Source organism: Pseudomonas sp. NBRC 111132 (genome assembly GCF_001320565.1).
Taxonomy (GTDB): Bacteria; Pseudomonadota; Gammaproteobacteria; order Pseudomonadales; family Pseudomonadaceae; genus Aquipseudomonas; species Aquipseudomonas putida_P.
In genome coordinates this window covers 1-14314 of the sequence record NZ_BCBI01000093.1, presented here as the reverse complement: position 1 = coordinate 14314, position 14314 = coordinate 1, and the positions used below count along the sequence as shown (strand labels likewise).

Here is a 14314-nt window from a genome sequence, read left to right as displayed (position 1 = left end):
GGCCGGGGCCATTGCTACGGGGGGTGAAAATCTGGATCCCCCCGCCTATGGCATCGCTGCCGTACACCGCCGAGCGCGAGCCGCGCAGCACTTCGATGCGCTCGATCTGGTCGACGTCGAGAAACTGCAGGCCGCTGTCGCCGGAGGTGGCGTTGGCGATGCGCACGCCATCGACCAGCACCAGGCTTTGTGCTGCCTTGGTGCCGCGAATGAAGATGCCCGGCAGGCTGCCACGGCCACCGGTAGGTGCCACCTGCACGCCGGGCACGCGGGTGAGCAGGTCGGTGACGCTGGTGGGTTGCAGGCGGTCGATGTCGGTGCGGGTGAAGACGGTGTTGGCGGCGCTGGTAGCGGTGCGCGATTCGACTTGGCGGCTGGCGCTGATCAATACGTCGGGGAGCTTGAGGGCGTCGTCGCGCTCAGTGGCCAGCAGCGGAAGAGGGAGGCAGAGCAGGGTGGCGAAGGTTGGGGTTTTCATGGGCAGTACCATATTGCGAGGGCTGCGCCCTCGATTGCGACACAAGGCCGCTCCTACAGGAGTCCGCGTTCCTCTGTAGAAGCGGCCTTGTGTTGCGATGGGCCGCAAAGTGGCCCCGAGGGTTACAGCCCGAGCTTGGCCATGCGAGCCTTCACCGAAGCCTCGATCCCGGCTGCATCCAGCCCGCACTCTGCCAGCATTTGCGCAGGCTTGGCGTGCTCGACATAGATATCCGGCAGCCCCAGGTGCAGCAGCGGCTTGAGCACCGCCTGACTGGCCAGGAACTCACCCACGGCAGCGCCCGCACCACCCATGATGGCGTTCTCTTCGATGGTTACCAGCAGTTCGTGGCTGCCAGCCAGCTCCAGCACCAAGGCCTCGTCCAGCGGCTTGACGAAGCGCATGTCGACCACCGTGGCGTTGATCTGCTCGGCCACCTGCATGGCCTCGGCCAGTTGCACGCCGAACACCAGCAAGGCGACTTTCTCGCCTTGGCGGCGAACCACGCCCTTGCCGATTTCCAGTGGCTGCAGGTCACCGCTGATCGGCGCGTTCGGGCCAGTGCCACGCGGGTAGCGCACGGCCGCTGGGCCGTTGTACAGGTGGCCGGTGCTGAGCATCTTGCGCAGCTCGTTCTCGTCGCTAGGCGTCATCACCAGCATGCCCGGAATGCAGCGCAGGTACGACAGGTCGTAGCTGCCGGCGTGGGTCGGGCCGTCTTCGCCGACCAGGCCGGCGCGGTCGATGGCGAACAGCACGTCGAGGTTCTGCACGGCCACGTCGTGGATCAGCTGGTCGTAGGCACGCTGCAGGAAGGTGGAGTAGATTGCCACCACCGGCTTGCTGCCCTCGCAGGCCATGCCGGCCGCCAGGGTCACGGCGTGCTGCTCGGCGATGGCCACGTCGAAGTAGCGTTGCGGGTAGCGTTCGCTGAAGTCGACCAGGTCCGAGCCTTCCTTCATCGCCGGGGTAATGCCCACCAGGCGGTTGTCGGCGGCGGCCATGTCGCACAGCCACTGGCCGAACACGGCGGAATATTTCGGGCCGCTGACTTTCTTCGGCGCGGCTGGCTTGTCGGCTGGCTCCAGCTTGGTGATGGCGTGGTAGCCGATCGGGTCGACCTCGGCCGGGGCGAAGCCCTTGCCCTTCTTGGTCACCACGTGCAGGAACTGCGGGCCCTTCAGGTCACGCATGTTACGCAAGGTGGCGATCATGGTCGGCAGGTCGTGGCCGTCGATCGGGCCGATGTAGTTCCAGCCCAGCTCTTCGAACAGCGTACCTGGCACCAGCATGCCCTTGGCGTACTCCTCGGTGCGGCGGGCGATTTCCCAGGCACCTGGCAGGCGCGACAGCACTTTCTTGCTGCCTTCGCGCATGCTCGCGTAGGTGCGGCTGGAGAGGATCTTGGCCAGGTAGTTGGACAGGCCGCCGACATTGCGCGAAATCGACATGTCGTTGTCGTTGAGGATCACCAGCATGTCGGCGTTGACCTCCTGGGCGTGGTTCAACGCCTCGAAGGCCATACCGGCGGTCAGCGCGCCATCGCCGATCACCGCGATCGACTTGCGTGCACTGTTTTGCAGACGGGCGGCAATGGCCATGCCCAGCGCGGCGCTGATGGAGGTGCTGGAGTGGCCGACGCCAAAGGTGTCGTACTCGCTTTCGCTGCGGCGCGGGAAGGCGGCGATGCCGTCCTTCTGGCGCAGGCTGAGCATGCGGTTACGGCGCCCGGTGAGGATCTTGTGCGGGTAGGCCTGGTGGCCCACGTCCCACACCAGCCGGTCGTCCGGGGTGTCGAACACGTAGTGCAGGGCGATGGTCAGCTCGATCACGCCCAGACCGGCACCAAAGTGCCCACCGGTCTGCCCCACGGTATAGAGCAGTTCCTGGCGCAATTCGTCGGCCAGGGTCTCCAGGTCGGCTTCGGCCAACCGGCGCAGGCCGGCAGGCGTGTCAGCGCGGTCGAGCAACGGCGTGACCGGGCGTTCGCGGGGGATCTCTTGAAACGTCGTGGGCATCAGGCGAGTCGTTATAGGTGTGTGAAGACGCGGCAGTTTACCCCATTGTAGGAAATACTGCCCATTCAGACGGGTGTCGCATGGGGCGCGCAGCGGCCCCAATCCATCAGTTACGGCGTTCGACGATGTAGCGCGCCAGCGCCCGCAGCGGCTCGGCCGTTTCACCGAACCCTTGCAGTGCGATCAGCGCCTGGTCGCGCAGTTCGATTGCATAGGCCTTGGCCGCTTCCAGGCCCAGCAGGGCCGGATAGGTCGGTTTGTCACGGGCTATGTCGGCGCCCTGGCGTTTACCCAGGGTGGCGGTATCGCTTTCCACATCGAGGATATCGTCCTGCACCTGGAATGCCAGGCCGATGGCCTGTGCATAAGTTTGCAGGGCATCGAGCTGCGCTTGTTCGGCGCGGGCACTGGCCAGGGCGCCGAGGCGGACGCTGGCTTCGATCAGCGCGCCGGTCTTGTGCCGGTGCATGAATTCCAGCGCCTGCTGGTCCAGCTTCAGGCCCACTGAGCCGAGGTCGATGGCCTGGCCGCCGACCATGCCGGCCGGGCCGGCAGCCTTGGCCAATGCCTGGACCATGGCCAGGCGGATGTTGTCTGCCTGCGGGCTCAGGTGTGGGTCGAGCAGGGCGCTGAACGCCAGGCTCTGCAGGCCGTCGCCAGCCAGGATGGCGCAGGCTTCATCGAACGCTTTGTGAGTGGTTGGCTGGCCGCGACGCAGGTCGTCGTCGTCCATGGCCGGCAGGTCGTCATGCACCAGCGAGTAAGCGTGGATCAGCTCGACCGCGCAGGCGGCGCCGTTGGCCTGTTCGGCGGGTGCGCCCAGGGCTTCGCAGGCCGCGTAGGCCAGCAACGGGCGCACGCGCTTGCCGCCGTTCATCACGCTGTAGCGCATGGCGGCGTAAAGGCGTTCCAGCTCTTTGGTCGGGGCGATGAACAGCGGTTCGAGGGCGGTATCGACCCGCGCCTGGCAACTGGCCTGGTAGGTACCAATCATACGTCTGGCTCCGCGTCGAAGGGCTGGGCAGCCAGCTCGCCGTCGCGCTCCAGCAGAATTTGCACCTTCTGTTCGGCCTGGGCCAGGGCGCCCTGGCAATCACGGGTCAGGGCGATGCCTTGTTCGAAGGCGGCCAGCGACTCTTCCAGCGACAACTCGCCGTTCTCCAGGCGCTCGACCAGTGCTTGCAGGTCTGCGAGGGATTGCTCGAAATCGAGGGAGGCTTTTTTGCGGGCCATGGCGACTGTCTCGGTGGCATTCAGAACGGCGCGACACTAGCAGAGCGGGGCGGGGGGAGCAAACTTCAGGGGCAATGAGGTGGGTATCAAGGGCTCTTTCGCGGGCACCCCCGCTGCCACAGGTACTCCACAGCCTTGAAGAACTGTGGGGTACCTGTGGCAGCGGGCGTGAACGCGAACAACCTCAAGGTGACCTATCAGGCTGGCTCTGCTTCCAGCTCCAACAAGGCCTCACGATACCGCGCCAGTTCTTCGATGGTGAGCACCGGCAAATTGTACTGCCGCGCATACACCGCCACCTGCTCGCCCCGGGCCATGCTGCCATCGGGGTTCATCAGTTCGCACAACACCGCCGCCGGGCGCAGGCCAGCCAGGCGCGCCAGGTCAACCGAACCTTCGGTGTGCCCACGGCGGGTCAGTACCCCGCCATTGCGGGCGCGCAGCGGGAACACATGGCCAGGGCTGACGATATGGCGCTGTTCGGCGCTGGAACGCAGTGCCGCGTCGATGGTGGTGATACGGTCCTGGGCAGAAACCCCGGTGGTAATGCCTTCTGCTGCCTCGATGGTGACGGTGAAGCCGGTGCCGTGGCGGGCCTGGTTGTTCTGCACCATCGGTGCCAGCTGCAGCGCGTCGACGGTGGCTTCATCCAGGCACAGGCAGACGATACCGCTGCAGTCGCGGATCATCATGGCCATGGTCTGCAACGTAATGTTCTCGGCGGCGGCAATGATGTCCGCTTCGTCCTCGCGGTCGTTATCGTCGAGCAGCAGTACAGGGCGCCCGGCCTGGAAGGCGGCGATGGCGGCGGAAACATTGGGAAATTGCGAAGGGTGCTGGGTGGACATGAAACGCTCCTCGTGAATGATCGATGAACGTCTCGGGGCGAACAAAATGCGCGCGCAAGGGCGCCCGAATGGCCCCTGCCTGACGCCTTCTTTCATCCGGACTATGACCGTCGGCTCTGGAGTTGCACCAGATCTGCTGACCCCCGGCATGGCCGGGGCGCTCGCGGGCTCATCTTTCGATTTACCGCCGGTGGGGACTTTCACCCCGCCCTGAAGACCGGGCAAGCATACCGCACAGTGCCACCCCACTGGCAACCCGCTGTTCTACGACCTTCGGCGGTATCATGCAGGCATGGCCTTTCTGGAGTACCCCATGGACATTCTCCAAGTCGCCGGCGGCAAGCCGGTCAAATTATGGACTGATGGCGTGCCGGTCGAGGACGACGCCCGCCGGCAACTGATGAACACGGCCAGGATGCCGTTCATCTTCAAGCATCTGGCGGTGATGCCGGACGTGCACCTGGGCAAGGGCTCGACCATCGGCAGCGTGATCCCCACGGTCGGTGCGATCATTCCCGCAGCGGTTGGCGTGGACATCGGCTGCGGCATGATCGCTGCGCGCACTTCTTTGCACGCCCGTGACCTGCCAGACAACCTGCATGGCCTGCGCAGCGCCATCGAGCAGGCGGTGCCCCATGGCAAAACCTTCGGCAAACGTGACCAGGGCGCCTGGGCCGATGTGCCGGCCAAGGCAGACAAGGCCTGGGGCCAGTTGGCCGGGCGCTTCAAGGCCATTACCGACAAGTACCCGCGCCTGGAGAAAACCAACAACCGTCACCACCTGGGCACCTTGGGCGGTGGCAACCACTTCATCGAAGTGTGCCTGGATGAGGCCGACCGCGTCTGGTTCATGCTGCACAGCGGCTCGCGCGGTGTGGGCAATGCCATCGGCAACCTGTTCATCGAACTGGCCCAGGCCGACATGCGTCAGCACCTGGCCAACCTGCCGGACAAGGACCTGGCGTATTTCGAGGAAGGCAGTCGCCATTTCGCGGACTACGTCCAGGCCGTGGAGTGGGCACAGGACTACGCCCGGCAGAACCGCGAGCTGATGATGCTGGCCGTGGTCGGCGCTGCTCGCAAGGCGCTGGGCAAACCGTTCGAGGCCAGCCTGGAAGCGGTGAACTGCCACCACAACTATGTACAGCGTGAGCAGCACTTTGGCCGCGAAGTGTTGGTCACGCGCAAGGGGGCGGTGTCGGCGCAGAAGGGGCAGTTGGGCATCATCCCAGGCTCCATGGGCGCCAGAAGCTTCATCGTGCGTGGGCTGGGCAATGAGGAGTCGTTCTGCTCCTGCAGCCATGGCGCTGGGCGCGTGATGAGCCGGACCAAGGCCAAAAGCCGCTTCACCGTCGAGGACCAACGGCGGGCCACGGCGCATGTGGAATGCCGCAAGGACAAGGATGTAATCGACGAAATCCCGATGGCGTACAAGGACATCGACGCGGTGATGCGTGCCCAGCAGGCGCTTGTCGAGGTGGTTCACACCCTGCGGCAGGTGGTGTGTGTGAAGGGCTAGCCAGGAGCGCCTCGAACAACTGCAGCCGGATACGTCGTTATCTGGCCAGCTGCCTGAGCACAGTACGCAAAGAAGCCCCCAGCATTTGCCCGTGGTCCAGCCCCTCGAACCGTTCGAAGCGCACCTGAAGGCCTTTTACCTTGGCCAGGTCTGCCGTCAGTTCGCGCGCGGGCTTCTCCACATCGCCCTTTAACTGCGCCCTGGGGCTCGCAGGTTCCTCGCTGCCCCGCATCAGTAGCAGCCGCGCAGGGTTGTTGCCCAAGCGCTGCTCAAGCCCCCGCGCCTCCTGCACGATGGCCCCGTCATGCCACCACAGTGATGGGCTGGCGGCGGCGTAGTCGCTGAATGCGCCGGGCCGGGTGAACAGTGTATGCAGCACGGCCAGCCCGCCGTAGGAGTGGCCCCACAGGGTTTGCCTTCGCAGGTCGATGGGTGCCACGCCAGCCACCTTGTTGCGCATGGGCCCGGTCAGCAGGTCAACGAACGCCTCCACGCCGCCGCTGGGTTCCCCGGTCAACGGGTCGTGTTGTTCTGTCCGCCCAGGCAATGCCGGGGTGTAGTCATAGGTGCGCGCAGTTCGCTCGATACGCTGGTCGGTCTGGTAACCCACGGCCACAAGCAATGGCGCCTGACCGGCAGCGAGCTTGCCCAGTTGCTGGCTGTCCAGCGCCCCTAGCGCGGCATTGCCATCGAGCATCCACAGCACCGGATACCCGGATGCGGGTGCCGGGCGGTTCGGCTGGCCGACCCACAGGCGGTAGTGGCGCTGGCCGTCTGCCGAGTCCATATCGAGATGGCTGAAGCGGTACGCCAGGCCCTTGCGCTGCAGCAGCGAAGTGTCCATTTTCTGGTTGTGCTCGGGCTGCGCCAGGGCGACAGGGGCTGCAAGGGCCAGTGCCAAAGCCAGCGTCAGGGTCATCTTGCTCATCAGGCGTCTCGTCAGGGCTTTGCGAGGAGCGCAAGGCGGGTGCGCCAAGATGATAATCAGTCCTGATTGGGCGTAAAGCGCATTAACTTTCTAAACAGTCCCTGGCAAGCGGCAAGGTCATGTGCAGGCACAGGCCAGGGTGGCCGTTGCTGGCCCACAAGCGGCCACCTTGCAGCTCGATGGCGCGGCGGGCGATGGCCAGGCCCAGGCCGAAGCCCGCTCCGCTACCGGCCAGGCGCTGGTAAGGCTTGAAGATGCGTTCCAGGTCGATGTCAGGCACACCGGGGCCTTGATCGCTCAGGCGCAGGTGCCAGCAATCGCCCTCACGCCAGCCATCCAGGCTCACCCGGCCCTCGGCCGGCGAGTGGCGAATGGCATTGCGCAGCAGGTTTTCCAGGGCTTGGGCCAGGCTGTCCAAGTGAGCCTGTACCCGGCAGTCGGTACCGAGCGAACACGGCAGGCGCGATGGGGCCCAGCCGCTTTCGAAGCAAACGTCCTGGCACAGTGCTTCCCATACCGAAAGCATCAACACCGGTTCGGTCGGCAGGCTGGGCTGTTCGGTGTCCATCCAGGCCAGGTCCAGCGTGTCTTCCAGCAGCTTTTGCATGTCGGCGACTTCGCGGTCCAGGCGTTCGCGCAGTTGTGGCGGTGGCAAGTCGCTGTCATGGGCAATGCGCAGCCGCGCCAGTGGCGTGCGCAATTCGTGAGACAGTGTGCGCAACAGCAGGCGCTGTTGTTCCAGGCTCTGGCGCAGGCGCCCGGCCATGTGTTCGAAGGCCTGTGCCAGTTCACCCAGCTCGTCACGGCGTTCCTGCAGGGGCAGGGCGGGGCTGTCCAGGTCGTCGGCACGCAGGGCGTCGGCGCGGTCGCGCAGGCGGTTCAGCGGTACGACCAAATGTCGGTACAACGCCAGGCCCAGCAGCAGTGCGAGCAGTGCGGGTGCAACGCCGTGGGTGATCACATGGGTCCACGGTGTCAGGCCGGTGGGCAGCAGGCGCTCGGGCAGTTGCAGCACCAGGCGGCCGTGCTCGGGGTGTTGCGGGAACTCGATGCTGACATACGGCAGCTCATCCTGCAGGCGCCGGCTCATTGGCCAGTCGAGTTTGCGCATGAAGGTCAGGTGGCTGGCTTGCTCGGCATTCAGTGGCGTGGTGCCAAGGCTTTGCAGGTGCGGCCCGACCAAGGCAACCCAGGTGTCCTCGGCTTGTTCCAGTTGCCTGCGCCAGGCCTCGGCGCCTTCCGCGCCGCCCTGGTTCCAGGCCTGTTCGGCTTGTTGTGCATAGCGGGCCAGGTAATCCTGGTCGCCCTGGGACAGGAAGTAGGTACTGCGCTCTACCGACAGGCCCCAGGTCCAGATCAGCCAGACCAGCAGCAGGCAGAAGCTGACCTGCAGTACCGCCAGTTTCCATAGCAAAGGGTGGCGACGCATCAGGGCTGTTCCGTGTCGATCAGGACATACCCTTGGCCACGCACGGCCTGGATCTGCAGGTGCTGGGCACTGATGTCGGCCAGCTTGCGGCGCAGGTTGCACACATGCACGTCCAGGCCCCTGTCCAGGCGGGTATAGGCCCGGTGCAGCACGCTCTGGTACAGGAAGGGTTTGCTCAAGGCTTCGCCGGGGTGCGCCCGCAGCGTCACCAGCAAGCGGAATTCGGAAGCGGTGAGGCCAGCGGCATTGCCGTTGTGGATAACGTCTTGACGGTCGTGGTCCAGCATCACCTCGCCGACGTCGGTACGCAGCGCCGTGCCACGGTCGAATGCCACACGCCGCAGCAAGGCGTCGACCCGGGCGTCCAGCTCCGCCAGGCTGAAGGGCTTGGGCAGGTAATCGTCCGCGCCACGGGTAAAGCCGCTGATGCGATCTTGCTCGGCGCCTAGCGCCGACATCAGCATGACCGGTACCGCCTGTTGTCGGCGCAGCTCGTCGAGCAGGCTGAGGCCGTCGATGCCTGGCAGCATGATGTCCAACAGCACCAAATCGAACTGCGATTGCTGTATCGCATTCAGGGCCTGGGTGCCGCTGGCGCAGGCGTGCACCTGGAAACCGCGGTTGAGGAAATGGCGTTCCAGGTCTTGAAGCAGGCGAGGGTCGTCTTCGACAAGGAGAAGTGAGGTGGGCACGGCGAGCCTTGAATGAGAACTTCTATCAGTTACGAATCATCCCATTGCCAGCGGCCCGAGGGCAACGCCCCAATGTGTTAAGAAGGTTAATGATGCTGCACCCCCGTTTTCGCTCCGGTATCGTTCGCAAAAAGCAACTTGTTTCGTTTGCGAATTATTATCACTTGGGCGAAGGGTGTGGCATGAATGGTTTCAAAGGTGTGGGGAGCCCGCGACGGGTGCGGGGCTGGCTGGTACTGGGGCTGCTGGCGCCATTTTCGTTGTCGGCACTGGCTGAAACGGTAGCGACTCAGGCGGCAGCCGAGGATGCCTCGCTCGACCTGCCAGCATTGACCATCGAGGGCAACCGCCTTTACGACATGCTGCCATCGGAAGAAACCGGGGGCTACAGCGTCGATGCCGCTACAGTGGGCACCAAGACGCCAGCAGCGCTCAAGGACATTCCCCAGTCCATCACCGTCTACACCCAGGACTACGTCAAGGACCGCCAGTTCGTGCACCTGGATGACCTGGCCAAGTACACCGCCGGCCTGCGCACCCTGACCAACGACAGCGGCCGCTCGTCAATCTACGCCCGTGGCTACGAGTACAGCGAATTCAACATCGACGGCCTGCCGGCCCCCATGGCCAGTATCTTCGGCACTGTGCCGTCGCTGGCGGCGTTCGACCGAGTCGAAATCATGCGTGGCCCGGCTGGGCTGTTCAGCAGTACCAGTGAACTAGGTGGCATCGTCAACATGGTGCGCAAGCGCCCGACGGCCGAATTCCAGGGCCACATCGAAGGCAGCTACGGCACCTGGGACACCAACCACGAGGAAATCGACCTGAGCGGGCCGCTGGATGACGCCGGCCGCGTGCGCGGGCGCTTCATCGCATCCCGTGACGACACCAATGGCGAAGTCGATTACAACGCCAACACCAGTAACAGCTACTACGGTGCGCTGGACATCGACCTGGACGAGGCCACCACGCTGTCGTTCGGGCTGATGCACGAAGTGAAGAACATCACCCCGCACAACGGCTACCCGGCCACGTTGTCCGGTGAAGTGCCCGACTTCAGCCATTCGCGTTTCCTGGGGGCCGACTGGAACTACTTCGACGGCAAGACCACCGACCTGGTTGCTGAACTGACCCACCGCTTCGATAACGGTGGCTACGGCCGTGTCGCTGCCCGTGGCTCGCACCGCGATACAAATTACCTGTATGCCTTCACTGCGACCAACGCCACTACCGGTGCCAACTCCGAACGCGCCAGCGCCCGCGATTTCACCCAGGACACCTACTCGCTGGACGCCAGCTACAGCCAGCCGTTCGAAACATTCGGCCAGGTCAGCGAGTTCGTGGTCGGCAGCGACTATAAGAACTACGATACCGAGTACCTCAACGGCACCACCAACCTGGGTGCCATCAACGTCAACACCTATTCGCCGAAGCAGTTCGCCAAGCCGTCGCCCAACTACAGCACCGAAACCGGCATGCAGGAAGAGGAATACGGGCTGTACTCCAAGGTTACGTTCCGCCCGATCGATCGCCTGGCGCTGATCGCCGGTGGTCGTTTCAGCTGGTATCGCGGTGACTTCTACACCACTACCCTGAGCAGCGGCGCCACCACCAATGACAGCAAACGCGTGGACGGTCACTTCACTCCATATGGCGGCCTGGTCTACGACCTGACCGATAACCACGCGTTGTATGCCAGCTACTCGCAGGTGTTCAAGCCGCAGTCCGACACCGACAGCAACGGCCGCGTGCTGAAGCCGCGTGAAGGCGAGCAGTATGAGCTCGGCCTGAAGAGCAGCTACTTTGGCGGCGACCTGAATACCCGGTTGTCGGTGTTCCGGCTGACCGACAAGAACCGCGCCACCACGCTGTACGACGCTGATGGCGTAGCAACTACCGACTCCGTTGCAGCCGGCAAGACACGTGTGAAGGGCGCGGAAGTAGAAGTGAGCGGCAAGCTGACGGCAAATTGGGAACTGCTGGCCGGCTACACCTGGATGGAAACCGAAACCGTCAAGGGTGACGCCGAAACCACCTTCTTCATCATGCCGCGCAACCAGGCATCACTGTGGAGCAAATACACCATCAACCAAGGGCCGCTGACTGGCCTGGCCGTGGGTGGCGGCATATCGGCGATGAGCAACTTCTATTCCGAAAATGGCGGTGTGCGTATCGATGCACCGGGCTATGCCACAGTGGATGCGATGCTGTCGTACCCGGTTACCTCGAAGCTGACGGCCACCTTCAACGTCAACAACCTGTTCGATCGGGACTACCTGTCGCGGGTGGGGTCAACTTCGACATTCAACTTTTACGGGCCGTCGCGCAGCATGATGGTTGGCGCGCGGTATGACTTCTGATGCGTCGATATCCCAGGTGCGGCGCTCATTGAACGATATATATAGCTAGTTTGGCATGACTGTTTTTGGCGCCGGCTTACCGGCGCCATGACCGCCTGGTTTTTTTGCAGCACTGCGTGTGCAATCGGTTGAGTCGCACTAGAGTGTAGCCCTAGCGGAGTGCTTACTGCGTGTGCAGGAGGTCTGCAAGGACGCTGAAACGTTGTTGAGATGGACGGCTGGTTTTGAGGAGTAGGCCCCATGTAGACAATTCAACTGATCGTGTCCAGGCATCCCTGTGAGGGGAATATGATTGAAGACCCATATATCCTGTTTACCCGAATACCGATTGTTGTAAACGAGCAAGGTGAACTTTTTACTGACCCTTTGTGGGTCAAGGATATAGAGCTTCATCTGAGCTACATAGAAAACTTCGGCATCTGCTGCCCTGTTGAAAAAAGCAACAACGTCGAAGGGTTGCAAAGCATTAGTCATCTGAATGTGAAATGGCTTTACGGCTTGAGAAAAGACTATGGGCTTGCCTCTGTATTAAAGAATTTCCTACCCAATTTCATGTGCGTCGCCAAAGCCTGTAAATCGGCGAGGGTCGTGCATTCCGACGGTGCCGGTTGGGCATTTCCGTTGTCCTTCTACCTGCTGCCCCTGAAACCCCTGTTTCGCTTTCAATGGGTTGTTGTCATAGAGTCTTCATTCTGGATGCTGGGCCAGGGTGATACGCGGACGTTCAGGGCAGTCATCGAGCACTACGCACACTCCCTCCTGTTGAAACGCTGTTTGAAGCTGGCAAACGCCAGGATATTCACTCAATCCTTCTACAAGGAATATTTTCTCGGGGGCAACAATAGCCACACGTTAATTAACCCTGCCAGCTGGCTCGATAAGCAGTACATGGCGGCCCCGGAGGCAGTCAGGAGGCGATTCGAAGGTAGGCGTGAGCGTACACTCAACTTGCTTTACCCCTCACGCCTGGTCGTGGATAAAGGTGTCATGGTCGTTCTTGAAGCCATTGAACAACTGAACGTCGAAGGCGTTGAAATCACGATCACTCTCATGGGTGACGGGGATTTGAAAGCGCACTGCCTACGCTTTGCCGCTGAGTACCGTGGCGCCGTCGCGGTGAGGTTTCAGAGCGCAGTCGATTATGGCAAAGACTTTTTCACGATCATTGCCCAGCATGACTGGCTGTTGGTCCCGACATTGAAGCAGGAACAACCCCGAATCATATTCGATGCGTTCAGCCAGGGCGTTCCCGTCATCGGCTCCGACACATCCGGGGTGCAGGATATTACCAGCAGGCACAATGCGCTCACGTTTGAAACCGGTAACCCGTCCAGTTTGGCTGACCGTATTCGATATGCGGCGCGGCACCCCGAGCTGGCGCTGAAAATGGGGCTCGCGGGGCTGGACTATGCGACGGGGAAAACCCACTTGCAGATGCATCAGGTTCGTGAGGAATTCCTGAAGAGCAGCTTGAAGCTCTCGGCCAGCCCGCACATCTGACGCCACGTACGAGGATCTGCCGGTTGTAGCGTATGCGACGGGGTATTAAAAAGCCGGCTTGTGGCCGGCTTCTCGGGGACGCTTCCGACTAATTTATGGTAAGCCGCAATCGCCTTAACTGTGTGGCCATCAAGGGCCTGAAAGAGATGGCAGATGCCCGTGTGGGATATCGCCGAGCCCTCTGGACCGCGGCTTGCGCCGGTCGGGGCTAAATGTGCCGCGTAGCATACAAGGGCCCGCGCAGGATGCCCAGCAAAAAATGGCACAGGGTGTTTCAGCCTGGCCGCTGCTGGCGGAAATGTGACCAGTGGAACACCCAGCCAAGGATCTCCAGCCCCTGCGCCTGGCGCTGCGCTGGGGTGTAGCGTTCGACCGCATAGTTACGCCGGTCATGGCTGTGCAGATAGAGCGTATCGTGCAGGCCAAGGCTGAGGCTGTTAACCCTGAGCATGCCGTTGTGCAGCAGGGCATAGGTCTCGCCATCGACCACTCGGGTCATGCTCAGGTCGATGGCCAGGGTGGCCTCCAGCGGAATCAACGGGAGCATGTTGCCGGCCGGCATCGCCAGGCAGATCGCGTTACCGGCCTGTACACCCAACCCCTTCAGGGCCTTTGCCGGCAGGCGCAGGTTTTTGCCCGCCACTGGCGACAGCAGGCTGTTATGCATCTCGTAATAAGGCACGTTCAGTACCCGGCCGTGTCGCACCGACAGCGGAGTGGGTGGGTTGGCGAGTGCCGGCTTTGGCGGGCCGTTGCGCAGGATCGGGTTGGGGTGTTTGGGCCCTTCACCGGTGCGCAGCCAACGGCGGTGCACACAAAACAGGTCGGCCAGCTCATCCAGCCGGGCCAAAGGCACACCGCGTTTGAACCAGTTGTTGACATGCTGCGGTGTGACGCTGCGCTGGGCGGCGAAATCGGAAGGGGTCAGGCCGCATTCATGCAGCAGGGCCTTGAGGCGGTCACCGGAAGTGTTCATGGCAGCGAGTGTAGCGGCGGGGGGCCAGCAAGGATATGAACCGGGTGTTGATGGGGTTTGTGTGAAAAGAGGCCGCCTGTAGGGCGTTGGTGTAGGACTGCGTAGGAATTGTTACTAGTAATCAGCGCATCGCCCTTTCAGGCGTAAAAAAACCCCGCCAAGGCGGGGTTTTTTATGCACCGGTATCAGCCCTTGTAGGCAGCAACCGATTTGGTGATCGCAGCACGGGCAGCGTCAGCGCCATCCCAGCCTTCGATCTTGACCCACTTGCCCTTCTCTAGATCTTTGTAGTTGGCAAAGAAGTGCTCGATCTGCTGGATCAGCAGGGCTGGC

The 14314-nt window shown here is 62.7% G+C and carries 13 protein-coding genes and 1 riboswitch; of the genes, 3 read left to right on the top strand and 10 right to left on the bottom strand.

Features of this window, described 5'->3' with window-relative positions:
• The 5 genes from APH35_RS26990 to ribB form a co-directional block, all read right to left on the bottom strand.
• Window positions 1-478 (bottom strand): TonB-dependent receptor plug domain-containing protein (locus APH35_RS26990; protein ID WP_156341243.1); only part of this gene is annotated, 478 nt, incomplete at its 3' end.
• Window positions 479-600: 122 nt separating this feature from the next.
• Window positions 601-2496: a 1-deoxy-D-xylulose-5-phosphate synthase gene (dxs, locus tag APH35_RS26985; protein ID WP_060515788.1), complete on the bottom strand. Its 1896-nt coding sequence runs from the start codon at window positions 2494-2496 to the stop codon at window positions 601-603.
• A gap of 106 nt (window positions 2497-2602) precedes the next feature.
• A complete protein-coding gene (gene ispA, locus APH35_RS26980; RefSeq protein WP_012270296.1) occupies window positions 2603-3490 on the bottom strand; it encodes a (2E,6E)-farnesyl diphosphate synthase in 888 nt (295 codons plus the stop codon).
• Entirely contained in the window at window positions 3487-3729 is a 243-nt protein-coding gene (locus APH35_RS26975) for an exodeoxyribonuclease VII small subunit (RefSeq protein ID WP_012270297.1), read from the bottom strand. The genes ispA and APH35_RS26975 overlap by 4 nt, the downstream gene beginning before the upstream one ends.
• 197 nt (window positions 3730-3926) lie before the next feature.
• Entirely contained in the window at window positions 3927-4577 is a 651-nt protein-coding gene (gene ribB / locus APH35_RS26970; RefSeq protein ID WP_060494739.1) for a 3,4-dihydroxy-2-butanone-4-phosphate synthase, read from the bottom strand.
• An 80-nt stretch (window positions 4578-4657) separates the two neighbouring features.
• Window positions 4658-4799: riboswitch (FMN riboswitch) on the bottom strand.
• 91 nt (window positions 4800-4890) lie between these two features.
• Between ribB and APH35_RS26965 the strand changes: the two genes are divergently transcribed.
• The gene (locus APH35_RS26965) at window positions 4891-6096 is read left to right on the top strand and encodes an RtcB family protein (RefSeq protein ID WP_060515787.1); all 1206 of its coding nucleotides are present in this window, start codon (window positions 4891-4893) and stop codon (window positions 6094-6096) included.
• Window positions 6097-6133: 37 nt separating this feature from the next.
• Here APH35_RS26965 and APH35_RS26960 read toward each other — a convergent pair whose 3' ends face one another.
• From APH35_RS26960 to APH35_RS26950, 3 genes are all read right to left on the bottom strand, one after another.
• Window positions 6134-7024 carry an alpha/beta hydrolase gene (locus APH35_RS26960; protein ID WP_060515786.1) on the bottom strand — a complete coding sequence of 297 codons (891 nt, stop codon included), beginning with the start codon at window positions 7022-7024 and terminating at the stop codon, window positions 6134-6136.
• 82 nt (window positions 7025-7106) lie between these two features.
• Window positions 7107-8453, bottom strand: a complete 1347-nt coding sequence (locus APH35_RS26955; protein WP_060515785.1) for a HAMP domain-containing sensor histidine kinase — start codon at window positions 8451-8453, stop codon at window positions 7107-7109.
• Window positions 8453-9145, bottom strand: coding sequence for a response regulator transcription factor (locus APH35_RS26950; RefSeq protein ID WP_012270302.1), 693 nt, complete (start codon window positions 9143-9145; stop codon window positions 8453-8455). Before APH35_RS26950 ends, APH35_RS26955 begins: the two co-directional genes overlap by 1 nt.
• Before the next feature lie 182 nt (window positions 9146-9327).
• Here APH35_RS26950 and APH35_RS26945 point away from each other — a divergent pair, with 182 nt between their 5' ends.
• The gene (locus tag APH35_RS26945) at window positions 9328-11505 is read left to right on the top strand and encodes a TonB-dependent siderophore receptor (protein ID WP_012270303.1); all 2178 of its coding nucleotides are present in this window, start codon (window positions 9328-9330) and stop codon (window positions 11503-11505) included.
• 288 nt (window positions 11506-11793) lie between these two features.
• Complete coding sequence (locus APH35_RS26940; RefSeq protein ID WP_012270304.1) at window positions 11794-13005, top strand: glycosyltransferase family 4 protein; 1212 nt, start codon at window positions 11794-11796, stop codon at window positions 13003-13005.
• 274 nt (window positions 13006-13279) lie between these two features.
• Here APH35_RS26940 and APH35_RS26935 read toward each other — a convergent pair whose 3' ends face one another.
• Entirely contained in the window at window positions 13280-13981 is a 702-nt protein-coding gene (locus APH35_RS26935) for a LexA family transcriptional regulator (protein WP_012270305.1), read from the bottom strand.
• A gap of 185 nt (window positions 13982-14166) precedes the next feature.
• The coding region (locus APH35_RS26930) for an inorganic diphosphatase (protein ID WP_177335398.1) at window positions 14167-14314 on the bottom strand (148 nt) is incomplete at its 5' end.